Source organism: Pseudomonas paraeruginosa (assembly GCF_003025345.2).
GTDB lineage: Bacteria > Pseudomonadota > Gammaproteobacteria > Pseudomonadales > Pseudomonadaceae > Pseudomonas > Pseudomonas paraeruginosa.
Genome location: NZ_CP020560.1, coordinates 5,052,541 through 5,075,997 on the forward strand (window position 1 = coordinate 5,052,541; position 23,457 = coordinate 5,075,997).

Genomic DNA, 23,457 nt, shown 5'->3' on the forward strand with positions numbered 1-23,457 from the left:
GCCGCCTCAGCACAACAGGCTGCCGGGGCCACAGGGCTCCGGCGGCTCCTCGGCCAGCGGGGCAGCAGCGTTGTAGGCGAGGATCAGCTCCCGCGCCCGCTCCGTCTGCTCGTCGGCCACCAGCAGCGCCAGCAGCCCGCCGGGAGGCAGTTCGCCGATGGCGCCGACCAGGTGGCGGCCGCTGACATGGGCGGCGATCCCTTCGCTGGCGAGCATTCCCACCAGCATCTCGGCCTCCAGCAGGTCGGCCGGTTCGTATACGCGCTGCATCAGTCGTCCTCCCGGTGAACCTCGAGTGACCAGTCCTGCCCATCGGTGCGCAGGTCGAACAGGATCGGCCGGCAGCACACCGGGCAGTCCTCGTAGTACTGCTGGTCGCCGGCGCTCAGGTCGAGCAGCGCCTCGGCCGGTTCCCCGCAGTAAGGGCAGCTGTAGGCCTGGCTTTCGAGCATCGCTGCACCCCCCATGAGTTCCGTTTATAATCGCGCGGTTCAAATTTCGGCCGCCCCCTGGGACGGCCTTCGCAGCATCCATATGGAACCAGAAAGCATGATGGGCGAGTTCGAAGCCATCCGACCCTACAGTGACGCCGAAGTCCCCGCGGTATTGCAACGCCTCCTGAGCGACGACGCCTTCCTCGGCGCCCTGGTCCGCTACCGCTTCCCGCGCCTGGCCGGTCCCTTCGGTTGGCTGCTCAAACCTCTTATAGCCCATCGCCTGGCCCGCGAGGTCACCGGCATCCGCAGCGTCGCCACGCTGCAGGACAAGTTCGAACCCTACGTCGACCATACCATCGAGAAGGCCACCGACGGCGTCACCTACTCCGGGGTCAACCGCCTCCAGGCCGGCTGCGCCTACCTGTTCATCGCCAACCACCGCGACATCGTGATGGACCCGGCCTTCGTCAACTACGCGGTATACCACGCCGGCCTGCCGACCCCGCGCATCGCCATCGGCGACAACCTGCTGCAGAAATCCTTCGTCAGCGACCTGATGCGCCTGAACAAGAGCTTCATCGTGCACCGTTCGCTGAGCGGCCGCCGCGAGAAGCTCGCCGCCTACCAGACGCTCTCCGCCTACATCAATCACTCGATCCGCGAGGACCGCCAGTCGGTGTGGATCGCCCAGGCCGAGGGCCGGGCCAAGGACGGCGACGACCGTACCGACTCGGCGATCCTCAAGATGTTCCACATGAGCCGCAAGGACGAACCCTTCGCCGAAATGGTGCGCGCCCTGCATTTCATCCCGGTGTCGATCAGCTACGAATACGACCCCTGCGACCAGGCCAAGGCCCGCGAACTGCACACCCGCGCCAGCACCGGCGAGTATCGCAAGGCTCCGGGCGAGGACGACGCCAGCATCGCCCTGGGCATCACCGGCTACAAGGGCCGCGTGCACATCAATTTCGGCGCCGAACTGCAAGGCGAGTTCAGCGACGCCAAGCAACTGGCCGCCGAACTGGACCGGCAGATCCTCGGCAACTACCGTCTGTTCCCGGTGCACTACCTGGCCTACGAGATGAGCGAGCACCAGGACCCGAGCCTGGCCGTGCCCAAGGCGGAGACTCTGTTCGGCGCCGAGGAGCTGGAGAAGGCGCGCAAGGAATGGGGCCGCCGCCTGGAACAGTGCCCACCCGAACAGCGTCCCTGGCTGGTGCTGCAATACGCCAACCCGGTGCTCAACCAGTACCGGATCAAGCGACAGTCCTGAAATTGAAAGCCCGGCGATGCCGGGCTTTTTCATCGGGCCACGGCTTCGCGGCAGCATGCGCCGGGCGAATAACGCCATCGGCGTTACCCGCCGATATCTACCGGTACCAGCCCATGCAAGCGTGCGGTTCGGATCGACCAGGCAGGGCCTTTCAGAACCGCGTGCTGGCCCAGCTGACCAGCAGTGCCAGACCCAGGCAGGTAGCGCCGAAGCGGTAGAAGAAGCGATTGATCCGCAGGGTCGCCTCGTCCACCGGCAGCGCGGCCTCGTCGTCCAGGTCCGCCTCGCCCTCCGCGGCCCAGCGCGCCAGGGCACGGCGCTCGCGCACGCGTGTGGCGAGCAGCAACCAGGCGCCGGCGACCCCGAAGAACAGCGCGAGGCCGTTCACGGCCTGGGCGGGATGGGTGAGGAACAGCGCCCACAAGGCTTGCAAGGACATCGATAACCTCCACAACAGGACAACACGCCGGGGCTATCGAACAACGCCATGGGTGAGCTGATGACAGGACGGGCCGTCGCAACGGCGGGAAAGGAATGCCCGGATTCTATCCAGGATGCATGGCGGCCGGCCAGCGGCAGCCGTCCTGGCGCGACGAAGCGCAGCGGTTAGCAGCAATGGATCTAAAAACATCGCGGCTTCGTCATAGTGACCAGCTAGTCTGAAAGTGCTTTTCCGGTCACGCACCCCGCCAGGCGAATGACAACACAGGAGAGTCGTCATGCTGGAAACCGCTCCCCACGAACATAACTACCTGATCGACCATCTGGACGAAATCGAGGCCGTCATCGTCGACCTCTCCTTCAACGTCCAGGACGACCGCTGGCTGGTGTATTGCACTGCCTGCGGCCATGAACACCTCGACCTGCCCGAGACCGACGAACGCATCGGCGTCAGCGAGCCGGATCCGTTCCACCAGGCCGCCTGACCTCTCTCGCGATGAAAAAAGCCCGGCATGCGCCGGGCTTTTTCGTCAGCGTCAGCTCACTGCTGGCCGAGGGTCTGGCCGATGGTCGGATCCTTGAACACCCGGGTCAGGGCATCGCTGAGCACGTCGCTGACCAGCTTGCTGTTGGTCGCCTGGTTCGGCGCCATGCCGAAGCGCTGATTCAGCGAGGCGCCATAGCGACCGGTGTAGCGGCGGCCGCTGTTCTGCACGTCGGCGCGGAAGGTCGCGGTGATGTCGGCCTGGGTGACATAGACGCCGTCCTTGGGCGACTGGTACTTCAGCTCGGCCAGCGTCAGGGTCAGTTGCGGCGCGTTGTAGGCGTTGGCCGACGGCGTATAGCCGAGCAGGCGCACGGCGGTCTCGGCCTGGGTCTGGAGCTTGGGCACCACGTCCTCGCTGCGCACGGTCAGGGTGCTGGTGTCGGCGTAGAGGCCGCCGCGGGTGCCGAGGGACGGGCCGGGCCGACCATCGACCACCTTGACCACCACCGGCTGGCCATGGCCGACGGCGGTCAGCGGTCCTTTCAGGACCGGTTGCGGGTCCAGTTGTTGCGGGCTCAGGGCGCAGCCGCCGAGAACCAGCGCGCTTGCGGTCATCAGGCTGAGCAACAGGCGATGCAGCATGCTCATCTCTCCATGGGTTGGGCACGAATGGCCGGCAGTATAACGGCGCCGCGAAGGCGCCGCAGCATTGCCTTGGACGTCCGCCACGAGGGCGTGGTTCCTCGCCTGTGCCGGGCGACGCAGGGCACGCGGGCGCGGCGTTTGGCCGAGGCGGCGCGGCGGATTGTCCCAGGGGGCTTTCGCCGGCGGGCACTTCGTGACCGGGAATGGGAAAAAAGTCTAAGGAGCGGGGTATTTTTCGTTTTTCACCGTTATAATCGCCCCCCGATTATAAGGACGCCTCCTGATCGGGTCCCGGCCCGCGCCATCCCCCACAGAGAGCCGCCATTAGAGCGCTGCCGCAAGAGGCAGACGCCCTGAAACGCCTGTAGCGAGTTTTTCGGCAAGGAGTGCCGCATGACCCCGCACCATTCTGCGAAGGCATGCCCGCGACAGACGAGCCCTTCCGGCCCATGCCTCCAAAAGAGCATGGATCGAAGGTATTTCACTACTTCACGAGAGTGTGGCGAGCAATGAAGAGTTTTGCGTCGGTAAGTGCACCATTAGCGCTTGAAACAGCCTCCCGCAGACGCGACCGCAGCGGATACCTCATGACCAGAGCCTGACGGCCCGTTCCGTCGCGAATGTGCTTGCACGACCGGATGCCCGCATGAACCGGCCAGGCGGCCAGATCGCCAGCCCCGCCCCGGCATCCACAGGCGATGACGCCCGGCGTCGCGCCGCTGTTGCGAAGAATCGGACATGACGGCTCCTTCCGCCGCTGCCTGCCGGCCCGTACCGGCCTCGGCCCCGCCCCGTCTGTCGTCAATTTGGTGCTGAAGATTTTGGAGAAGCGTTAATGGCGCAAAACGATCACGAAACAGTCGACATGCTGCTGGTAGGCGCCGGCATCATGAGCGCGACCCTGGCGGTCCTGCTCAAGGAACTCGACCCCAACCTGAAGATGGAAGTCGTCGAGCTCCAGGAGTCCGGCGCCATCGAGAGCTCCAATCCGTGGAACAACGCGGGCACCGGCCACGCCGGGCTGTGCGAGCTGAACTACACCCCGCAATCGGCCGACGGCAGCATCGATATCAAGAAGGCCGTGGGCATCAACACCATGTTCGAGGTGTCCAAGCAGTTCTGGTCGCACCTGGTCGCCAAGGGCACCTTCGGCTCGCCGAAGGGCTTCATCAATCCGGTGCCGCACCTGAGCTTCGTCCGTGGCAGCGACGGCATCGCCTACCTGAAGAAGCGCTTCGAGTCGCTGACGAAGCACCACGCCTTCGAGACCATGGTCTACTCCGAGGACAAGGCCACCCTCGCCGAGTGGATGCCGCTGATGATGCCGGGCCGCCCGGCCGACGAAGCGATCGCCGCGACCCGCGTCGAAGGCGGTACCGACGTCAACTTCGGCGCCCTGACCAACCAGTTGCTGCAGCACCTGGCCCAGCAGCCGGGCGCGCAGATCCGCTACAACCAGAAGGTCACCCACCTGCGTCGCGCCGACAACGGCTGGCGGGTCACCGTCAAGGACACCCGCAACGGCGGCGACCGCGAGATCCAGGCGCGCTTCGTCTTCCTCGGCGCCGGCGGCGGCGCCTTGCCGCTCCTGCAACTCTCCGGCATCCCGGAAGGCAAGGGCTTCGGCGGCTTCCCGGTGAGCGGCCAGTGGCTGCGCTGCGACAACCCGGAGATCGTCAGGCAGCACCAGGCCAAGGTCTACAGCCAGGCCGAGGTCGGCTCGCCGCCGATGTCCGTGCCGCACCTGGACACCCGCGTGGTGGATGGCAAGAAATCCCTGCTGTTCGGACCCTATGCCGGCTTCTCCACCAAGTTCCTGCGCCATGGCTCGTTCCTCGACCTGCCGCTATCGGTACGCCCGGGCAACATCCTGCCGATGCTCTCGGTGGCCCGCGACAACATGGACCTGACCCGCTACCTGATCGGCCAGGTCATGCAGTCGCCGGAGCAGCGCCTGGAGGCCCTGCGCAAGTTCTACCCGGAAGCCAGGGCCGAGGACTGGCGCCTGGAAGTCGCCGGCCAGCGCGTGCAGATCATCAAGAAGGATCCGAAGAAAGGCGGCATCCTGCAGTTCGGCACCGAACTGGTGGCCGCCCACGACGGCTCCATCGCCGCCCTGCTGGGCGCCTCGCCGGGCGCTTCGGTGACCGTCTCGATCATGCTCGGCCTGATCGAGCGCTGCTTCCCGGAACAGGCCCGCTCGCCGGAGTGGAGCGCCAAGCTGAAGGAAATCTTCCCGGCCCGCGAGAAGGAGCTGGAGAACGACGCCGAGCTGTACCGCCGCGTCAGCGCCCACAGCAGCGAAGTGCTGGAGCTGACCGCGAAGAACGACGTGCAGGCTCCGGTCAACGCCGGGTAAGCAGAACGTCGCTGAAAAAGCCGCCTCCGGGCGGCTTTTTCATGGGCGACTCAGGCTCCGGCTTCGCAATTGATCATCCAGGACACCCCGAAGCGGTCGACCAGGGTGCCGAAACAGGGCGACCAGAAAGTCTTGCCCAGTTCCAGCTCGACCCGCCCACCGTCCTCCAGCAATGCGTCGTAGCAGCGCCGCGCCTGTTGCGGGTCGCGGGTGTTGAGCGAAAGGGAGATTCCCGAGATCGCTTGCAAGGCCGGACCGTATCCGTCGGAAGCCATGATCTGGCTGTCGCCGATCTGCAGGTTGGCGTGCATCACCTTGTCGCACCAGCCTTCCGGCACCACCACCGGACCGGGCGCCTCGTCGAAGCGGAACAGGAAGCTGACCCTGGCGCCGATGGCGTGTTCGTAGAAACGCAAGGCCTCTTCGCAACGGCCGTTGAAGCAGACATAGGGCTGGACGTACATGGCGACCTCGACAGGCGGTTTTTCACTTGAGTGTAGAAACCCCGGCACGACCTGTAGGACTAACGCCGCCAACCCTCCGAAACGGCGGATAAGCGCATCGCGGCCAACCGCCCTACTCCGGGTCAGGCGCGCCAGCCGCCGACGCGCAGTGCGAATGCGCCCCGCGTTATCCGTGGCTGGACCAACGAGACGGCGGCCGCGGCGCACCGACAGGAAGCCCGCCGCAGGGCGGGCTGCGGAAAGCGCGAGGACTCAGGCGCCGCGGGCCGTCTTCACGGCCTCGATGTAGGGCTCGGCCTGGCGCTGGTCGGCGATCAGCGCGATGAAGTCGTTGCCCTTGGCGTCGCGCGCGTCGAGATCGTAGCCGGCCTCGCGGAAGAAGGTGAGGAAACGCTCGAAGTCATCGATGCGCAGGCCGCGGTAGGCCTTGACCAGCTTGTGCAACGAAGGCGGCGTGTCGTCGGCCGGCTCGACGCCGAGGAACAGCTTGATCGACTCGTCACTGATCTCTTCGCCAATGATCTGCTTCTTGTCTTTGCGCATCGCTCTCTCTCAACGGCTCTGGGGCCGGGCTCGCCCGGCGCGGGATAAGGCCAGGCAGTTTACTCCCGGCGCGCGGCGCGGCTCAACGCGCGCGTACCGTGCCGGTGTGCAGGTCGGCCCAGACATGCCCGTTGGGGTAGGCGAGGAATTGGCAATAGACCGTCTGGTTGCGCAGCAGGTCGAGCAACGCCGGGTACTGCGCCAGCGGATAGTTGAGCGTGAGGGTGCGGGTCCGGGGATCGTAGACAGGCTTCTTCAGGCTCTTGCCTTCGCTGTCGAACTGGATCAGCACCTGCGCCAGGGTCGCACCCTTGCTCAGCGGCTTGCCCTTCAGGCGCAGCAGGGTCGGCGTGGTGATCGGGATCGGCTGCTGGTTGGACTGCCGCTGGTTGCCCAGCACCACGCTGTACTCGGTGATCTGGATCAGTTGCTGCTGCTCCGGCGCCTCCTGGCGCGACTGGCCATCGTCGGGCGGCAGGAAGCGCGCGTGCATCGGAGGGTTCTCGGCGGCCAGGCCGGCCAGGCTGACGAACAGGAGCAGGGAGCCGCACAGGCTACGGGCGAACATCGGGACCTCCGGACAGGGCGAGCCGGCACTCTAGCATGGCTGCCGCCCCGCCGCCGACGCCAAGCGCTCAGGGGAACTGGGCGCGCATCCAGTCCCGGTAGGCCGGCGCATCGGCGCTGCCCTCGGCGGGCGCCCAACTGGCGAACTCACCCTCGCCGAGCGGCCGGTAAGGGCCGGCCTTGCATTCGAACAGGATGCTGTCCGGCTCCAGCACTACCAGGGCGTGGAACACACCCGGCGGCAGGTCGACACCAGGGCAGTCGCCAGCGGCGCTCAACTCGCGCTTGTCGAGGACCTGACCGTCCTCGGCGAACAGCAGCAGGCCGAGGCGACCCTTGAGTACGATCAGCGCCTCGGCCTTGCCGGCATCCAGGTGCCGGTGCGGCGGAATGTAGGTGTGCGGCTGGAGCCCTACGGCCATGCGATGGCAGGGCTCTTCCATATGATGGAAGTTGTGGTGCTGGCGGCCGCGCGGCGCATTGCCCGCGGCGACAGCCAGCTCGGCGAACAGCTGCTGGTCGAGGTAGCGCGGGCCGCTCATCTCAGAGCCCCTTGACCGCGAAGATGCCCGCGGCGTTGCGCCAGTAGCCCTTGTAGTCCATGCCGTAGCCGAACACGTAGCGGTCGGCGCAGTAGAGGCCGGTGAAGCTGGCCTTGAGGTCGGGACGCGCCTTGCGCTCGTGCTCCTTGTCCACCAGTACCGCGGTGTGCACCGCGCGGGCGCCGGCATGCTTGCAGAAGTCGATGATCGCCGAGAGGGTGTGCCCTTCGTCGAGAATGTCGTCGATGATCAGCACGTCACGGTCGATGAAAGAGATTTCCGGCTTGGCCTTCCAGAACAGTTCGCCGCCGGAGGTCTCGTTGCGGTAACGGGTCGCATGCAGGTAGGACAGCTCAAGGGGGAAGTCCAGCAGCGGGAGCAGCTTGCCGGAGAAGATCAGGCCGCCGTTCATCACGCAGAAGACCACCGGGTTGGTCTCGCCGAGATCGCGGTTGATCGCCTCGGCGACGCGACCGATGGCTGCCTCGACCTCGTCGTTGTTGAACAGGCAGTCGGCTTCCGCCATGACTTGGCGGATGTGCGCGAGATCGACGGACATGGTGCTTCTCCCTGGCTGGGCTGAGAAAAAGTCGGCAAAGGTACTCATCCGGTCGCCATCGGGCAACCCCCGGCGGTCGAGTGCGAATCAGAATAATGGTCCAGACTGTGCGGAATGCATTACGCTAGCGCAATTTTTTTGCCCGCCCCCGTTGGAGACCGTCGCCCATGCCCGTACATGAGATCCGCCACCCCCTCATCCGCCACAAACTGGGCCTGATGCGCCGTGCCGATATCAGCACCAAGAACTTCCGCGAACTGGCCCAGGAAGTCGGCGCCCTGCTGACCTACGAGGCGACCAAGGACCTGCCCCTGGAGCAGTACGAGATTCCGGGCTGGGCCGGCCCGGTGACAGTGGAGAAGATCTCCGGGAAGAAGATCACCGTGGTACCGATCCTGCGCGCCGGCATCGGCATGCTCGACGGCGTGCTCAGCCTGGTTCCCGGTGCCAAGGTCAGCGCGGTCGGCGTCGCCCGCAACGAAGAGACCCTAGAAGCGCGCACCTACCTGGAGAAGCTGGCGCCGGACATCGCCGAGCGCCGCTCGCTGATCATCGACCCGATGCTCGCCACCGGCGGCTCGATGGTCGCCACCATCGACCTGCTGAAGAAAGCCGGCAGCAAGGAGATCCGCGCCATGGTGCTGGTCGCCGCGCCCGAAGGCATCGAGGCGGTGCGCCAGGCGCATCCCGACGTGATCATCTATACCGCTTCGATCGACGAGAAACTCGACGAGAACGGCTACATCATCCCGGGCCTCGGCGACGCCGGCGACAAGATCTTCGGTACCAAGCAGAAGGAAGCCTGAACATGGGCGATGCCTTCCAGGAGCCGCTCTGGCGCCAGGTGCTGTCCGGCGCGCAGATGCTCTTCGTCGCCTTCGGCGCGCTGGTGCTGATGCCGCTGATCACCGGTCTGGATCCCAACGTGGCGCTGTTCACCGCAGGTCTCGGCACCTTGTTGTTCCAACTGGTGACCGGGCGCCAGGTACCGGTGTTCCTCGCCTCCAGCTTCGCCTTCATCACCCCGATCATTCTCGCCAAGGGCCAGTTCGGCCTGGCCGCGACCATGGGCGGAGTGGTCGCCGCCGGCTTCGTCTACACCTTCATGGGCCTGGCGGTGAAGATCAAGGGCACCGGTTTCATCGATAGACTGCTGCCGCCGGTGGTGATCGGCCCGGTGATCATCTCGATCGGCCTGGCGATGGCGCCGATCGCCGCGAACATGGCGATGGGCAAGGCCGGCGACGGCAGCGAGTTGCTGCCGTATCGCACCGCGATGATGATCTCGATGCCGGCGCTGCTCACCACCCTGGTGGTGGCGGTGTTCGGCAAGGGCATCTTCCGCCTGGTGCCGATCATCGCCGGCGTGCTGGTCGGCTTCGCCCTGTCGTTCGTCTTCGGCGTGGTCGATACCGCCGCCATCGTCGCCGCGCCCTGGCTGGAGCTGCCGAAATTCACCGCGCCGGAATTCAACTGGCAGGCGATCCTGTTCATCGTCCCGGTCGCCCTGGCGCCGGCCATCGAGCATATCGGCGGGGTCATCGCGGTGGGCGGCGTCACCGGCCAGGACTACCTGAAGAAGCCCGGCCTGCACCGCACCCTGCTCGGCGACGGCCTGGCCACCTCGGCCGCCGGCCTGTTCGGCGGACCGCCCAACACCACCTACGCGGAAGTCACCGGCGCGGTGATGCTGACCAAGAACTACAACCCGAAGATCATGACCTGGGCGGCGCTGATCGCCATCACCCTGGCCTTCGTCGGCAAGTTCGGCGCGATCCTGCAGAGCATCCCGGTACCGGTGATGGGCGGTATCCTCTGCCTGCTGTTCGGCACCATCGCCTCGGTCGGCATGAACACCCTGATCCGGCACAAGGTCGACCTCTCGGAAGCGCGCAACCTGGTGATCGTCTCGGTGACCCTGGTGTTCGGCATCGGCGGCGTGCTGATCGGCAGCGGTACCGGTCCCGACGACATCGGCCTGAAGGGCATCGCCCTGTGCGCCATCGTCGCCATCGTCCTCAACCTGCTATTGCCGGGCAACGACGGCTGGCAGAACAAGGCGCTCGACGAACAACACAAGGATTCGCACTGAAATCAACGGACGGAACACTTCGCTGTTCCGTCCGTTTCCACCCGCCTCGTTATTTTTAGTCGATCGCCTACTACTACCTGCCCCCGGCATCTGCCGGACAACGGGGTCCGCTGCACGCTCAACGCCACCTATACCATCGGCTTCGACAACGGCAGCAGCTTCAGCGGCGGCTGGCGGCGCATGCTCAGGGGCGCCAACGCGATCCAGTACAACCTCTACAAGCTCGGCGACGCGACGGTCTGGACCACCACCAGCACCCAGCCCGGCACCGGCAGCGGTGCCGCGCAGAACGTGCCCGCCGGCATCTACAGCGATACCGTGCGGGTCATCCTCACCTACTGGGTCAGGCCGGCTGCCGGGAAGCCTTCCAATCCTCGCCGCCCTCGCCTTCCCGCCGCAGGCTCCAGTCCTTCAGGTGCTCCAGGCTGGCGCGATAGGGCTTGAGGCCGATCCCCAGCAGGACCACTGCGCCAAGCACCGCGGCCAGGGTCACCAGCAGCAGCGAGTAGCGCAGCGCCATGTCGTCGGCGAAGACGAAATCGGTGACCAGCGCCACCGCCGTCGGCCCCACGCCGAGACCGAACAGGGTGACCACGAACAAGTAGATCGCCGAGGCCTGGCCGCGCATCGCGTTGGGCATGATCTCCTGGATCGCCGCCGGGGCCACGCCGAACGGCATGCTCAGGAAGAACACCGTCGGCGCCATCAGCGCCGCCGCCCAATTGGCGTTGTCCAGCAGCGGATAGACCAGGGTGAAGGGAATCACCGCCCAGGCGGCGAGCAGCCCGACACGCATGTTCGCGTCGCTGCGCCCGCGCTTCGCCCAGTAGTCTGCCAGGCGTCCGCCGAAGACGATGCCGAGGCAGCCGAACACCGCGACGATGCTGCCGTAGACCACCCCGACATGACCGGCGTCCCAGCCGTGGGTGCGGACGAAGAAGGTCGGCACCCAGGCGCCGCTGCCGTAGCCGGCGAAGGACAGGCAGGCGAAACCGAAGTTGTGGCAGAGCACGGTCTTGCGGTTGGCCCGCAGGTAGGCGCCGACCTCGCCCAGCGGCACCGCCACGCCTGCGCCGACTCCGCGCCGGGCCGGCTCGCGGATCGCCAGCAGCAACAGGCAGAAGAGCACGCCGGCGGCGCCGAGGATGAGGAAGATCAGTTGCCACGGGCGCACTTCGCCGAACAGCGGCAGGTGCACGTCGCCCTGGGCCGAGGCGAACTTGATCACCAGCCCGCCGAGCAGGAAGGCCAGCCCCGACCCCAGGTAGATGCCCATCGAGTAGACGCTGATCGCCGTCGCCCGACGCTCGCGCGGGAAGCTGTCGGCGATCAGCGAATAGGCCGCCGGCGACAGCGCCGCCTCGCCAACCCCGACGCCGACCCGGAAGGTGAGGAATTGCCAATAGCTGCGCGCCAGGCCGCAGGCCGCGGTCATCGCGCTCCACACCAGCACGCCGAACAGGATCAGGCCGCGCCGGCTGCGGTTGTCGGCCATGCGTCCGAGCGGGATACCGCAAAGGGTGTAGAACAGGGCGAAGGACAAGCCCATCAGCAGGCTCATTTCCGTATCGCTGATGGCCAGGTCGCGGCGGATCGGACCAACCAGCAGGTTGAGGATCTGCCGGTCGATGAAGGACAGCACATAGGCGACCATGAGGATCGCCACCGTGGTCCAGGCCGCAAGGTTGGAGGGATAGCCGTTATTGTTGTTATGCATGCCGAACTCCTGGACGCCGCCGAAGCGGCGGATGCGAAGGGAGGGGTCGACAGGCAGGATAAGCCGGCAACATCCGGGCTTATACCCAGGGCAAGGGACTATAGAACTGCTGAATGCGAGAAGCGGGCTCCGGCGAATGACCGCCAGGTCATTCGCCGCCGCGTGCGCTCAGAGCCTGTCCATCATCTCGCGAGCTGGAGTTGGAGCAGGACAGGGCTGAAACCCTGCTTTCAAAGCCGTCATACCGCGAAGCGCAGCGGATCGTGGAAAGCTTCTCACAGCGGCCTGGCCAGGCGTCCGCTCATGTCGGCCAGGGCGCCGACCCAGGCGGGGTGGTCGTTGAGGCAGGGAATCAGCACCAGATCCTCACCGCCGGCGCTGATGAACTGCTCGCGGCCACGCATGCCGATTTCCTCCAGGGTCTCGATGCAGTCGGCGACGAACGCCGGGCACATCACCAGCAGACGCTTCACCCCACGCTGCACCAGTTCGTCGAGCTTGGCGTCGGTATAGGGCTCGATCCACTTGGCGCGCCCCAGGCGCGACTGGAACGACACCGACCAGCGCCCCTGCTCCAGGCCGGCACGCTCGGCGAAGGCCTCGGCGGTGCGCAGGCACTGGCTGCGGTAGCACAGGGCGAGGGCTTCGGGGCTGACGTTGCGACTGCTCTCGGCCAGCAGGTCGTGGGCAGGATCCTTCACCAGCTTGCGGATGTGCCGCTCGGGCAGGCCATGGAAGCTCAGCAACAGATGGTCGTGGGGCTGCTGCAGGTACGGACGCACGCTTTCCACCAGGGCATCGAGGTACACCGGCTGGTCGTAGAACGGCGGCAGCGTGCTGACCTCCAGCTCCAGGCGATGGGCGGCGATCACCCGGCGCACCTCCTGTTCGGCGGTGGTCGTGGTGCTGTCGGCGAACTGCGGATACAGCGGCGCCAGGGTCACCCGGCGGATGCCGCGGCGCGCCAGGTCGAGCAGGACCTTCTCGATGGCCGGCTGGCCGTAGCGCATCGCCAGTTCCACCGGCCCATGCGGCCAGTGTGGCTTGATCGCTTCCTGCAGGCGACGACTGAGGACGATCAGCGGCGATCCCTCGTCCCACCAGATCGAGCTGTAGGCGTGCGCCGACTCGGCCGGGCGCTTGACCAGGATCAGCGATACCAGCAGGCGTCGCAGCGGCCAGGGCAGGTCGACCACGTAGGGATCCATGAGGAACTGGTCGAGATAGCGGCGGACATCCTCCACCCGGGTCGAATCCGGGGAGCCCAGGTTGAGCAGCAGCAGGGCGTTCTCGGTCATGCCTGATCCTTTCGTCGGTCGTCCAGGACATCGGCCAGCGCCGCGTCCAGGTCGGTGAATTGAAAACGGTAGCCGGCCTCCTGCAAGCGCTGCGGCAAGGCTCGCTGGCCGCCGAGCAGCAATCCGGACATTTCCCCCAGCCCCAGGCGCAGGACGAATCCGGGAGTCGGTATCCGCGCCGGCTTGTGCAGCGCCCGGCCCAGGGCCTTGGCGAAATCGCGGTTGCGCGCCGGGTTGGGGGCGCACGCATTATAGGGACCGCTGGCATCGGGCCGCCGCAAAAGAAAATCGATCAGCTCGATTTGATCCTGGATATGGATCCACGGCATCCATTGCCGGCCGTCGCCCAGCGGTCCGCCCAGGCCGAGCCGGTAGAGCGGCAACAGGCGCCTGAGGAAGCCGCCCTCGGGCGCCAGCACCAGGCCGGTACGCAGCAGCACGACACGGATGCCTAGCTTTTCCGCCTCGCCGGCGATCTGCTCCCAGGCGAGGCACAGCTCGCTGGCGAAGTCCTCGCCGGCCGCCGCGCCCTCCTCGATCACCGGGCGCTCGCCGCTGTCGCCATACCAGCCCACCGCAGAACCCGATAAGAGCAGGTCCGGGCGCTGCTCGCGGCTTTCCAGCCAATCCACCAGGCGCTCGGTAAGGCGTACCCGGCTTTCCCACAGCAGCGCCTTGCGCTTGTGGCTCCAGGGTTTGTCCGCGATCGGTTCGCCGGCCAGGTTAACCACCGCATCGAGCGGCTGCTCGCCGTACTCGTCGAAACTACCGATGCCGCGCACGCCGGCGCCGCACAGCGATTCCACCTGCTGCGGCCGCCGGCTGAACACGGTCAGCCGGTGCCCGGCCTGTCGCCAGCGGGCGCACAGGCGGCGGCCCATCAGGCCGGTACCGCCGGTCAAGAGAATGTGCATGGCTGTCTCCTCGTTTTGCCTGCGTACCCTTGCAGTCTGGACCATCGATCTGCCCGATGACGCTGCATCCGCCCCGCATTCCGGCGTTATCCTGTGGCTGGACGATCCGTCGGCTCGGGCCGGGGAACCCTGGCGTCGTTTTCGACTCAGCCAAGGAACAGGGCTTGCATCGCACTGGTGCCTAAATGAACGGCGCCAGCCGTCTATTCTTCAGATAACTCGGTTGATACTTCCGAACGGAACGTCTGAAGGTTCGACAGGCCAGGAAGCGAGCCGTGCGCCGCAAGCGCGCCACCGGCGCGACGCAAGGTGCGCCTCGAAGCACGCGCAATACTGTACATCAAATAAAGTTTGTACAAGAAACCTGATTCGCCTGTCCAGACGCTACACAACCAGAGAGGCATGTCATGAGCGTCCCCATCGCCATCATCGGTACTGGCATCGCCGGGCTTTCCGCCGCCCACGCATTGAGGTCCGCCGGCCAGACCGTGCAACTGTTCGACAAGGGCCACGGCAGCGGCGGCCGCATGGCCAGCAAGCGCAGCGAGGCCGGCACGCTGGACCTCGGCGCGCAATACTTCACCGCCCGCGACCGGCGCTTCCTCGACGCCTTGCAACACTGGCGCGAGGAGGGCTGGGTGGACGAGTGGCAACCCGCGCTCTACCAATATCGCGACGGCCAGTTGAGCCCGTCCCCGGACGAGCAGCCACGCTGGGTCGGCATCCCACGGATGAGCGCGATCACCCGCGCCCTGCTCACCGATCTGCCGGTGGTCTTCTCCTGCCGCATCACCGAGGTCTTCCGCGGCAAGCAGCACTGGCACCTGCAGGACGCCGAGGGACAGAACCACGGTCCGTTCAACCAGGTCCTGATCGCCCTCCCGGCCCCCCAGGCCACGCCGCTGCTGGCCAGCGTGCCGAAGCTGGCGGCCACCGCCGCGAGCGTGGTCATGGAGCCGACCTGGGCGGTGGCGCTGGGCTTCCGCGAGGTCCTCGACACCCCGGTGCAGGGCTGCTTCGTACACGACAGCCCGATCGCCTGGCTGGCCTGCAACCGCAGCAAGCCGGGGCGCGACACCGCCCTCGACACCTGGGTGCTGCACGCCACCAGCCAATGGAGCCGGCAGCACATCGACATGGCCAAGGAAGACGTGGTCGAGCACCTGCGCTGCGCCTTCGCCGAAGTGATCGGCTGCGCCGTGCCGGAAGCCGCCTTCAGCATCGCCCACCGCTGGCTCTATGCGCGCCCGGCGGAAGCCCACCAGTGGGGCGCCCTCGGCGATCCCGACCTGGGCATCTACGCCTGCGGCGACTGGTGCTCCAGCGGTCGCGTCGAGGGCGCCTGGCTCAGCGGTCAGGAAGCCGCGCGGCGCCTGCTGGAACATCTCTGACGGGTTCGGGCCGTCGCCTGGCGGCCCGATGCGAACGAATATACCTGTACAAAACGATTGACCTGTACAAGATAAGTCCTAGGATGTGTCGTATGTCCGTCACGCTGTCGAGCGGCGCGCGGGCCACCTTTCCCAATGGGAGACGACACCGATGCACGAATCTCACCTTTCCCTGACACCCCGGCTCGGCATCAGCGCCTGCCTGCTCGGCGAGCCGGTGCGCTTCAACGGTGGACACAAGCGTTCCGCGCTTTGCGAGGAACTGGCGCGGCACGTCGAGTTCATCTCCTTCTGCCCGGAACAGGCCATCGGCCTGGCCACGCCGCGTCCGGCGATTCGCCTGGAAGGCACTCCGGAAGCCGCCGAGGCGCGGAGCCGCGACGGCCTGGCGGTCGGCGGAGCGCTCGCCGAATACGCGCGGCGGGTGACGCAACGGACGGACACGCTGGACGGCTTCATCTTCATGCAGCGTTCGCCATCCTGCGGACTGCAGCGGGTCAAGGTCTACCCGGAAGGAGGCGGCGCGCCGCGCGCCGAAGGCCGTGGACGCTTCGCCGCAGCCCTTTGCGAAGCCTTGCCGGAGCTACCGGTGGAAGAAGAAGGCCGGCTGCACGATCCGGTCCTGCGGGAAAACTTCCTCACCCGGGTGTTCGCCCATGCCCACTGGCAGGCCCTGCGCCAGCGCGGGCTCAGCCATGCGGCCATCGTCGCCTTCCACAGCCGCTACAAGTACCAGTTGCTGGCGCATTCGCCGGAACACTACCGCAGCCTCGGCCGCCTGCTCGGCGAGGCCGGCCACCACCCGCCGGAAGCTCTCGGCAAACGCTACTTCGGCGCGCTGATGCAGGGCCTGCGCCGCTGCGCGACCCGCGGCAGCCACGGCAACGTGTTGCTGCACCTGAGCGGCTACCTGAAACGCAGCCTCGCCGCCGACGACAGGCGGGAACTGCGCGAGCTGATCGAGCAGTACCGACACGGCAGCGTGCCGCTGGTGGTACCGCTGACCCTGCTGAAGCACCACTTCCGCCGCCACCCGCAGGCGTACATCGCCCAGCAGGCCTACCTGCAACCGCACCCGGCCGAACTCGGCCTGCGCAACTCGCTCTAGGACGCCCTGATGAACCCACCCCACGCCGAACGCGGCGGCCTGCCGATCCGCGAAGTCACCCGCCTGACCGGCGTTCACCCGGTCACCCTGCGCGCCTGGGAGCGCCGCTACGGCCTGGTGGTGCCGCAACGCACCGGCAAGGGCCACCGGCTCTACAGCGAGGAGCAGGTCGAGCGCATCCGCCGGATACTGGTCTGGCTCGAGCGTGGCGTCGCCATCAGCCAGGTTCGCGCGTTGCTGGAGCGGCCGGAGGAAACGCCGGCGGCGGATGTCGAGTCCCCCTGGGAAGGCCTGCACGAACAGTTGCTGGAAGCCATCGCCGCACTGGCCGAGCGCCGTCTCGACGATCTGTTCAACCAGGCCGCCTCGCTCTATCCGGTAGCGACCCTCTGCGAAAAGCTCCTGCAACCCTTGCTGCTGCACCTCGAACGACGCTGGCAGGGACAATTCGGCGCGCGCATGGAGCGCGCCTTCTTCTTTTCGTGGCTGCGCAGCAAACTGGGCGCCCGTCTCTATCACCAACAGCGGCTGCAACAAGGCGCGCCATTGCTGCTGATCAACCAGTCGGAGCTGTCTCTGGAGCCAAGCCTGTGGCTCTGCAGCTGGCTGCTCGGCAGCGGCGAGGTGCCTCTGCAGGTTTTCGACTGGCCGCTGCCCCCGGCCGAGCTGGCCCTTGCCTGCGAGCGGCTGGAGGCACGTGGCGTACTGCTGTACGCCAGCCACCGCCTCAACCCCGAGCACCTGCCGCGCCTGCTGGCGGGGGTGGAATGCCCGGTGCTGCTGGCCGGGCCGGCGGTGGAGATCCAGCGCGACGCCTTGGAGGCCCTTGCCCTGCCCGGCCTGCTGCTGGCGAACTCGCCGCTGGAGGCCCGGCAGCTGCTGGCTAAACGGGGCCTGCTGACACCATGAGGAAGGTACCCATGAACCTGGTCTGGTTCCGCTGCGACCTGCGCACAAGCGACAACAGCGCCCTTCTCGCCGCCGCCGACGGGCGCCCCTGCGTGGCCCTCTACCTGCTCAGTCCGGCACAGTGGCGGGAACACGACGATGCGCCCTGCAAGGTCGACTTCTGGCTGCGCAACCTGAGTGAACTGCAACGCCAGCTCGCCGCACTGAACATCCCGCTGCTGGTGCGCGACTGCGAGCACTGGCGGCAGGCCCCGACCGTCCTCGGCCGGCTCTGCAGCGAGCTGGGGATCGGCGCGGTGCACGTCAACCAGGAATACGGCGCGAACGAACAGCGCCGCGACCAGGCGGTCGCCCGCCACCTGCGCGAACAGGGCGTGGCCTTCCACGAACACCTCGACCAGCTGTTCTTCGCTCCAGGCTCGGTGCTGACCCGGGGCGGCGGCTACTTCCAGGTGTTCAGCCAGTTCCGCAGGGTCTGTCACGAGCGCCTGTACCAGGCGCTGCCAGCTGTCCAGCCGCGGCCGCAACCGCAGCCACCGCACCGCCTGCTGCCCGGTGATCCGCTGCCGGATGCCGTTCCCGGCTTCGCAGCGCCGGGCGCTGGCCTGCGCGCCCTCTGGCCGGCCGGCGAGACGGCGGCGCAGCAGCGCCTGCGCGATTTCGCCGAGCAGCACCTGGACGACTACCATGAACAGCGCGACTTCCCGGCGCTCCCCGGCACCAGCCAGTTGTCGCCCTACCTGGCCGCCGGCGTACTCTCACCCAGACAATGCCTGGACGCCGCGCTGGTCGCCAACCGCGGTGAGTTCAGCGGCGGCCGGCAAGGCGCCGCGACCTGGATCAACGAGTTGCTCTGGCGCGAGTTCTACAAACACATTCTGGTCGGCTACCCGCGCGTTTCCCGGCACCGTCCGTTCCGCGAAGAGACCGAAGCCCTGCGCTGGCGCCAGGCGCCAGCGGAACTGGAGGCCTGGCAACAGGGACGCACCGGCATTCCGATCATCGACGCGGCGATGCGCCAGTTGCTGGCCACCGGCTGGATGCACAACCGCCTGCGGATGGTGGTGGCGATGTTCCTCAGCAAGAACCTGCTGATCGACTGGCGCGAAGGCGAGCGCTGGTTCATGCGCCACCTGATCGACGGCGACCTCGCGGCGAACAACGGCGGCTGGCAGTGGAGCGCCTCCACCGGCACCGACGCAGTGCCCTACTTCCGCCTGTTCAACCCGCTCTCGCAGTCCGAACGCTTCGACCCGCGCGGCGAATTCATTCGCCACTGGCTGCCGGAACTGGCCGGCCTGGAGCGCAAGGCAATCCATGATCCGTCTCGCCTGGGACTGTTCGCCGGCGTGGACTATCCGCAACCGATGGTCGACCTGAAGGCCAGCCGTGAACGGGCGCTGGCGGCCTTCCGCGACCTGTCGCCAGGCGGCAGGCAGCCTTAGGGAAGTCAACCGCCATCGCCCCACGGCCATGGCCAAACGGCGGCGGCGGGTCGCAAGCGATCATCCGCCAGGCCAACCGCCCGCCCCCATGTCGCAGGCATGAAAAAGCCGGGATGGACCCGGCTTTCTTTCACCTGTGGACAAGTACCGACTAGATCGGGATCTTGTAGAACAGGCTGTAGGACTCGATACCATCGTTCGGCTGCTTCAGGCCGGCGTTGGAATAGTGGATCGCGCGTACGCCGACCGACTGGCCGTTGGCGAACTTCAGGCCGGCACCGATGCGGTCTTCGAAGTTGAACGAGGAGCCCAGGTCCCGGTCGCCGACCCGGGTGCCGGAGAACGCCGCCACGCCGATACCGGCTTCGATGAACGGCTTGATCGAATCGCCGGCGAACTCGTAGACAAACACCGGGGCGAACGACAGCGAATGCTTGCCGGCGCCTTCGTCGCCACCTTCCCAGTAGGTGTAGCCCGCATCCCAGTAGCCGGTCAGGCGGCCGGTGGAACTCTGCCACCAGCTCTTGTCCCAATCCCAGCTCAGGCCCAGGCGATAGGTCATGCCCGACTGGCCGGTCGCACCGACGGCGGCCGAGACGTCAGCCGCCTGGGCCGACGCCACGTGGACGGAGGAAAGTGCGGCCAGAACGGCCAGCGGAAGTAGTTTCTTCATTGAAACGTCCTTTTCGAAAGTTGCATGAAAGCCCCCGCATTCAAGCTGCGCATTATAAGAGCGCACTTACTAAAGCAGATACTAGACCAAACGCTTTAGTTCAAAAAATCGCTGACAAGTCTGCCAGTAACAGCTAAACGTCTAATTTTCCTACACTTTCCTGGCTCCCCCAGAGAATCGGCAGGATTCTTTCCATCTCCTCCGGCAACGCGCTGGTCCAGAAACGCGGTGCCGCGGCCTGGCCAGAGGCCAGCAGCGCTCGCGTCGACAATACGCGCTCGAGCTGCCGGGCGACAGCCGCTCCCGTGTCGATCACCGCGATATCCGCCGGGATCAGCTCGGCCAGCAAGGGTTTGACGAAGGGATAGTGAGTGCAACCGAGGATCAGCGTATCGCAGCCCTGTTCGAGAATGGGACCCAGCAGGCGCTCCAGCAGCGCCCGGGTCCTCGCCCCGTGGAGATCGCCGGCCTCGATACGCTCGACCAGCCCCGGGCAGGGCTGGGTGAAGACCTGCACGTCGCTGGCGAAACGATCGAGCAAGGCGGCGAAGCGCGCGCTCTTCAGGGTGCCGGTGGTGGCCAGCACGCCAACCCGGCCATTGCGGGTAGCCGCCGCCGCTGGCTTGACCGCCGGCTCCATGGCCACCAACGGCACCTGCGGATAGCGTTCGCGCAACTCCGCCGCAGCCGCAGCCGTCGCTGTGTTGCAGGCCAGCACCAGGGCCTTGGCGCCCCGCTCCAGAAGGAAATCGCCGATCCGCTCGCAGCGCTCGCGGATGTACTCCGCACTCTTCTCGCCATAAGGCACGTGGGCGTTGTCGGCAACGTAAAGCAGGGATTCGGCCGGCAACCGCGCGCGGATCTCGCGCAGCACGCTGAGCCCGCCGACGCCGGAGTCGAACACCCCGACCGGCGCCGACTCAGCCGCCATGACGTTGCCCGCAGACCGCGCAGGACGGATCGCGACGTACCCGCAGTTCGCGGAAGCGCGTACCCAGGGCGTCCACCAGCAGCAGCCGGCCGATCATCGGTTCGCCGAAGCCAGCCAGCAGTTTCAGCGCCTCCAGCGCCTGCAGGCTGCCCACCAGTCCCACCAGCGGGCCGATCACCCCGGCTTCGCTACAGGTCAGCTCGGCCTCGCTGCCGTGGCCGTAGAGGCAGTGGTAGCAGGGGCTTTCATCGCAGCGGGTATCGAATACCGAAAGCTGGCCTTCGAGGCGGATCGCCGCGCCGCTGACCAGCGGCTTGCCGGCGCGCACGCAGGCGGCGTTGACCGCCTCGCGGGTGGCGAAGTTGTCGGTGCAGTCGAGCACCAGGTCGACCGCCGCCACGGCTGCATCGAGGGAGTCCTCGTCCAGCGCGGCGCCATGGGGAACCAGGCGGATGTGCGGATTCAAAGCCTGCAGCCGCCGGATCGCCGAATCCACCTTGGCGACTCCAACACTGGCGCCGTCGTGGATCACCTGGCGTTGCAGGTTGGTCAGGTCGACGCTGTCGAAATCCGCCAGGTGCAGTTCGCCGACCCCGGCCGCGGCCAGGTACAGCGCCACCGGCGAGCCCAGGCCGCCGAGGCCGACGATCAGCGCGCGGCTGCGCTTCAGGCGCAGCTGGCCCTCGACGTCGACCTGCGCCAGCAGGATTTGACGGCTGTAGCGCAGCAGTTCCTCGTCGCTCAGCATGTCCATTGTCCGAGAGTGATCCGCTCGTTGCCGCCGAGGTCGCGCAGCGTGCGCACTCCGGCGAAACCGCGGGCGCCGAGCAGGTCGCGTACCGCGGCTCCCTGATCATAGCCGTGTTCGAGCAGCAGCCAGCCTTCGGCCAGCAGGTACCTTGGCGCCTGCTCGACGATCTGGCGGATATCGTCGAGCCCGTCGTTGCCGGCGACCAGCGCGCTCTTCGGCTCGAAGCGCACGTCGCCCTCGCTCAGGTGCGGGTCGCTGGCGGGAATGTACGGCGGATTGCCGACGATCATCCGGAAACGACGCCCGTCGAGTGCGGAAAACCAGTGGCTGTGGCACACCTCGACGTTCTCCAGCAGCAACCGCTGGCGATTGCGCTCGGCCAGCGCCACGGCCTCCTCCACACGGTCCACCGCAGTCACTGTCCATAGCGGCCGCTCGCTGGCCAGGGCCAGGGCGATGGCGCCGGTGCCGGTGCCCAGGTCGAGGACGGTGGCGCTGTCCGCCGCGAGGGTCGCCAGCGCGGTTTCCACCAGCAACTCGGTGTCCGGGCGCGGGATCAGGGTATGCGGCGCAACCTCCAGGTCCAGGCTCCAGAAGCCCTGGTGGCCAAGGATGTAGGCCACCGGCTCGCCGTTGCGGCGACGGGCGATCCAGTCGTCGAACAGTTCGTTGGCCTCGCGCGGCACGATACGCTCCGGCCAGGTACGCAGGAAGCTGCGCGGCTTGCCCATCGCCGCCGCCAGCAGCAGTTCGGTGTCGAGCCGGGCGCTGGGTGAATCGGGCAGTTGGGAATCCTTCAGAAGGGTGCAGATGGTGGTCATGTCAGTCGCCCAAGGCGGCCAGCTGATCGGCCTGGTATTCCTGCAGCAGCGGCTCGATCACCTGTTCCACCGCGCCTTCCATCACCTCGCCTAGGGAATACAGGGTGAGGTTGATGCGGTGGTCGGTGACCCGCCCTTGCGGGAAGTTGTAGGTACGGATGCGTTCGGAACGGTCGCCGGAACCCACCAGCAGCTTGCGCGTGCTGGCGATCGCCTGCTGCGCCGCGGCCTGCTGCTGGTCGTTGAGCTTGGCCGCCAGCCAGGCCATGGCCTTGGCACGGTTCTTGTGCTGCGAGCGCTCTTCCTGGCATTCCACCACGATGCCGCTGGGCAGGTGGGTGATGCGCACCGCCGAATCGGTCTTGTTGACGTGCTGGCCGCCGGCGCCGGAGGAACGGTAGGTGTCCACCCGCAGGTCGGCCGGATTGATCTCGATCGCCGCCTGCTCGTCCGGCTCCGGCAGCACCGCGACGGTGCAGGCGGAGGTGTGGATGCGGCCCTGGGATTCGGTTTCCGGGACCCGCTGCACACGGTGCGCGCCGGACTCGAACTTGAGCTTGGCGTAGACGTTTTCGCCCTCGACCCGGGCGATCACCTCTTTATAACCGCCATGCTCGCCCTCGTTCTCCGACAGCGTCTCGACCCGCCAGCCCTGGCGCTCGGCGTAGCGCGAATACATGCGGAACAGGTCGCCGGAGAAGATCGCCGCCTCGTCGCCACCGGTGCCGGCGCGGATTTCCAGGAACACGTTGCGGCCGTCGTTGGGGTCCTTGGGCAGCAGCATGCGCTGCAGGCTGTCGCCCAGGGCGGCCAGGCGCTCGCGCGCCTCGGCGACCTCCTCCTCGGCGAGATCGCGCAGCTCCGGATCGCTGTCCTTGAGCAGCGCCTGGGCGCCCTCGAGGTCGGCCTGCACCTTGCGGTAGTCGCGGAACGCCAGGATCACCGGCTCGACCTCGGCGTACTCGCGGGAATAGGCGCGGAAGCGGGTCTGGTCGCTGATCACTTCGGCGTCGCCGAGCAGCGCCGTCAATTCTTCGTAGCGATCGCTGAGGACATCCAGCTTTTTCAGCAGAGAAGCTTTCATGCAGGC

Annotated in this window: 26 protein-coding genes and 1 pseudogene; 10 read left to right on the forward strand and 17 right to left on the reverse strand. The window is 66.9% G+C overall.

The window, feature by feature from the left end; genetic code table 11:
* Nucleotides 1-6: 6 nt before the first annotated feature.
* Together B7D75_RS23885 and B7D75_RS23890 are read right to left on the reverse strand one after the other, a co-directional pair.
* The gene (locus B7D75_RS23885; RefSeq protein ID WP_003094943.1) at nucleotides 7-270 is read right to left on the reverse strand and encodes a putative signal transducing protein; all 264 of its coding nucleotides are present in this window, start codon (nucleotides 268-270) and stop codon (nucleotides 7-9) included.
* The gene (locus tag B7D75_RS23890; protein WP_003149958.1) at nucleotides 270-452 is read right to left on the reverse strand and encodes a CPXCG motif-containing cysteine-rich protein; all 183 of its coding nucleotides are present in this window, start codon (nucleotides 450-452) and stop codon (nucleotides 270-272) included. Before B7D75_RS23890 ends, B7D75_RS23885 begins: the two co-directional genes overlap by 1 nt.
* 97 nt (nucleotides 453-549) lie before the next feature.
* On the opposite strand from B7D75_RS23890, the gene B7D75_RS23895 reads away from it, so the two are divergent.
* Complete coding sequence (locus B7D75_RS23895) at nucleotides 550-1,710, forward strand: 1-acyl-sn-glycerol-3-phosphate acyltransferase (protein WP_003149956.1); 1,161 nt, start codon at nucleotides 550-552, stop codon at nucleotides 1,708-1,710.
* A gap of 151 nt (nucleotides 1,711-1,861) precedes the next feature.
* Here B7D75_RS23895 and B7D75_RS23900 read toward each other — a convergent pair whose 3' ends face one another.
* Nucleotides 1,862-2,149: a hypothetical protein gene (locus B7D75_RS23900; protein WP_107114487.1), complete on the reverse strand. Its 288-nt coding sequence runs from the start codon at nucleotides 2,147-2,149 to the stop codon at nucleotides 1,862-1,864.
* A gap of 280 nt (nucleotides 2,150-2,429) precedes the next feature.
* On the opposite strand from B7D75_RS23900, the gene B7D75_RS30045 reads away from it, so the two are divergent.
* Nucleotides 2,430-2,636: a hypothetical protein gene (locus B7D75_RS30045; RefSeq protein WP_003149952.1), complete on the forward strand. Its 207-nt coding sequence runs from the start codon at nucleotides 2,430-2,432 to the stop codon at nucleotides 2,634-2,636.
* A gap of 56 nt (nucleotides 2,637-2,692) precedes the next feature.
* On the opposite strand, the gene B7D75_RS23910 is transcribed toward B7D75_RS30045, so the two are convergent.
* Nucleotides 2,693-3,280, reverse strand: a complete 588-nt coding sequence (locus B7D75_RS23910) for a YajG family lipoprotein (RefSeq protein ID WP_003149950.1) — start codon at nucleotides 3,278-3,280, stop codon at nucleotides 2,693-2,695.
* An 838-nt stretch (nucleotides 3,281-4,118) separates the two neighbouring features.
* Here B7D75_RS23910 and mqo point away from each other — a divergent pair.
* Nucleotides 4,119-5,642 (forward strand): malate dehydrogenase (quinone), encoded by a 1,524-nt coding sequence (mqo, locus tag B7D75_RS23915; protein ID WP_003149947.1) that lies wholly within the window; start codon nucleotides 4,119-4,121, stop codon nucleotides 5,640-5,642.
* A 50-nt stretch (nucleotides 5,643-5,692) separates the two neighbouring features.
* Here mqo and B7D75_RS23920 read toward each other — a convergent pair whose 3' ends face one another.
* The 5 genes from B7D75_RS23920 to B7D75_RS23940 all read right to left on the reverse strand — a co-directional run bounded on the left by B7D75_RS23920 (nucleotide 5,693) and on the right by B7D75_RS23940 (nucleotide 8,317).
* Entirely contained in the window at nucleotides 5,693-6,106 is a 414-nt protein-coding gene (locus tag B7D75_RS23920; RefSeq protein WP_003149945.1) for a VOC family protein, read from the reverse strand.
* A 252-nt stretch (nucleotides 6,107-6,358) separates the two neighbouring features.
* Nucleotides 6,359-6,649 (reverse strand): PA4642 family protein, encoded by a 291-nt coding sequence (locus tag B7D75_RS23925; protein ID WP_003149943.1) that lies wholly within the window; start codon nucleotides 6,647-6,649, stop codon nucleotides 6,359-6,361.
* Between the two features lie 82 nt (nucleotides 6,650-6,731).
* Nucleotides 6,732-7,217 (reverse strand): hypothetical protein, encoded by a 486-nt coding sequence (locus B7D75_RS23930; RefSeq protein WP_003149941.1) that lies wholly within the window; start codon nucleotides 7,215-7,217, stop codon nucleotides 6,732-6,734.
* A 67-nt stretch (nucleotides 7,218-7,284) separates the two neighbouring features.
* The gene (locus tag B7D75_RS23935; RefSeq protein ID WP_003149939.1) at nucleotides 7,285-7,758 is read right to left on the reverse strand and encodes a WbuC family cupin fold metalloprotein; all 474 of its coding nucleotides are present in this window, start codon (nucleotides 7,756-7,758) and stop codon (nucleotides 7,285-7,287) included.
* A 1-nt stretch (nucleotide 7,759) separates the two neighbouring features.
* A complete protein-coding gene (locus tag B7D75_RS23940; protein WP_003094967.1) occupies nucleotides 7,760-8,317 on the reverse strand; it encodes a hypoxanthine-guanine phosphoribosyltransferase in 558 nt (185 codons plus the stop codon).
* Between the two features lie 167 nt (nucleotides 8,318-8,484).
* Between B7D75_RS23940 and upp the strand changes: the two genes are divergently transcribed.
* The 3 genes and pseudogenes from upp to B7D75_RS23955 form a co-directional block, all read left to right on the forward strand.
* The gene (upp, locus tag B7D75_RS23945; protein ID WP_012077374.1) at nucleotides 8,485-9,123 is read left to right on the forward strand and encodes a uracil phosphoribosyltransferase; all 639 of its coding nucleotides are present in this window, start codon (nucleotides 8,485-8,487) and stop codon (nucleotides 9,121-9,123) included.
* Between the two features lie 2 nt (nucleotides 9,124-9,125).
* Nucleotides 9,126-10,409 carry a uracil-xanthine permease family protein gene (locus B7D75_RS23950; RefSeq protein WP_034000367.1) on the forward strand — a complete coding sequence of 428 codons (1,284 nt, stop codon included), beginning with the start codon at nucleotides 9,126-9,128 and terminating at the stop codon, nucleotides 10,407-10,409.
* 102 nt (nucleotides 10,410-10,511) lie between these two features.
* Nucleotides 10,512-10,748 (forward strand): annotated as a pseudogene (locus tag B7D75_RS23955) (spore coat protein U domain-containing protein); the annotation flags it as partial.
* Nucleotides 10,749-10,752: 4 nt separating this feature from the next.
* Here the strand turns inward: B7D75_RS23955 and B7D75_RS23960 are convergent.
* From B7D75_RS23960 to B7D75_RS23970, 3 genes are all read right to left on the reverse strand, one after another.
* Nucleotides 10,753-12,126: a spinster family MFS transporter gene (locus B7D75_RS23960; protein ID WP_034000369.1), complete on the reverse strand. Its 1,374-nt coding sequence runs from the start codon at nucleotides 12,124-12,126 to the stop codon at nucleotides 10,753-10,755.
* A gap of 275 nt (nucleotides 12,127-12,401) precedes the next feature.
* A complete protein-coding gene (gene hemH, locus B7D75_RS23965) occupies nucleotides 12,402-13,424 on the reverse strand; it encodes a ferrochelatase (protein WP_043102640.1) in 1,023 nt (340 codons plus the stop codon).
* The gene (locus B7D75_RS23970; protein ID WP_058174626.1) at nucleotides 13,421-14,338 is read right to left on the reverse strand and encodes a TIGR01777 family oxidoreductase; all 918 of its coding nucleotides are present in this window, start codon (nucleotides 14,336-14,338) and stop codon (nucleotides 13,421-13,423) included. Before B7D75_RS23970 ends, hemH begins: the two co-directional genes overlap by 4 nt.
* Before the next feature lie 407 nt (nucleotides 14,339-14,745).
* Between B7D75_RS23970 and B7D75_RS23975 the strand changes: the two genes are divergently transcribed.
* The 4 genes from B7D75_RS23975 to phrB all read left to right on the forward strand — a co-directional run bounded on the left by B7D75_RS23975 (nucleotide 14,746) and on the right by phrB (nucleotide 19,191).
* The gene (locus B7D75_RS23975) at nucleotides 14,746-15,729 is read left to right on the forward strand and encodes an NAD(P)/FAD-dependent oxidoreductase (protein ID WP_012077381.1); all 984 of its coding nucleotides are present in this window, start codon (nucleotides 14,746-14,748) and stop codon (nucleotides 15,727-15,729) included.
* 151 nt (nucleotides 15,730-15,880) lie between these two features.
* A complete protein-coding gene (locus B7D75_RS23980; RefSeq protein ID WP_003149918.1) occupies nucleotides 15,881-16,837 on the forward strand; it encodes a DUF523 and DUF1722 domain-containing protein in 957 nt (318 codons plus the stop codon).
* Nucleotides 16,838-16,846: 9 nt separating this feature from the next.
* Entirely contained in the window at nucleotides 16,847-17,746 is a 900-nt protein-coding gene (locus B7D75_RS23985) for a MerR family transcriptional regulator (protein ID WP_107114488.1), read from the forward strand.
* Nucleotides 17,743-19,191, forward strand: a complete 1,449-nt coding sequence (phrB, locus tag B7D75_RS23990; protein ID WP_079381900.1) for a deoxyribodipyrimidine photo-lyase — start codon at nucleotides 17,743-17,745, stop codon at nucleotides 19,189-19,191. The genes B7D75_RS23985 and phrB overlap by 4 nt, the downstream gene beginning before the upstream one ends.
* Nucleotides 19,192-19,342: 151 nt before the next feature.
* On the opposite strand, the gene pagL is transcribed toward phrB, so the two are convergent.
* The 5 genes from pagL to prfA all read right to left on the reverse strand — a co-directional run bounded on the left by pagL (nucleotide 19,343) and on the right by prfA (nucleotide 23,451).
* Nucleotides 19,343-19,864 carry a lipid A 3-O-deacylase gene (gene pagL, locus B7D75_RS23995; RefSeq protein ID WP_003151671.1) on the reverse strand — a complete coding sequence of 174 codons (522 nt, stop codon included), beginning with the start codon at nucleotides 19,862-19,864 and terminating at the stop codon, nucleotides 19,343-19,345.
* Between the two features lie 133 nt (nucleotides 19,865-19,997).
* Nucleotides 19,998-20,795 (reverse strand): glutamate racemase, encoded by a 798-nt coding sequence (gene murI, locus B7D75_RS24000; protein ID WP_003151673.1) that lies wholly within the window; start codon nucleotides 20,793-20,795, stop codon nucleotides 19,998-20,000.
* Nucleotides 20,785-21,543 carry a molybdopterin-synthase adenylyltransferase MoeB gene (locus B7D75_RS24005; RefSeq protein ID WP_041025524.1) on the reverse strand — a complete coding sequence of 253 codons (759 nt, stop codon included), beginning with the start codon at nucleotides 21,541-21,543 and terminating at the stop codon, nucleotides 20,785-20,787. Before B7D75_RS24005 ends, murI begins: the two co-directional genes overlap by 11 nt.
* Entirely contained in the window at nucleotides 21,537-22,367 is an 831-nt protein-coding gene (prmC, locus tag B7D75_RS24010) for a peptide chain release factor N(5)-glutamine methyltransferase (protein WP_012077386.1), read from the reverse strand. Before prmC ends, B7D75_RS24005 begins: the two co-directional genes overlap by 7 nt.
* 1 nt (nucleotide 22,368) lies before the next feature.
* Nucleotides 22,369-23,451 (reverse strand): peptide chain release factor 1, encoded by a 1,083-nt coding sequence (gene prfA, locus B7D75_RS24015; RefSeq protein ID WP_003151675.1) that lies wholly within the window; start codon nucleotides 23,449-23,451, stop codon nucleotides 22,369-22,371.
* Between the last annotated feature and the right edge of the window lie 6 nt (nucleotides 23,452-23,457).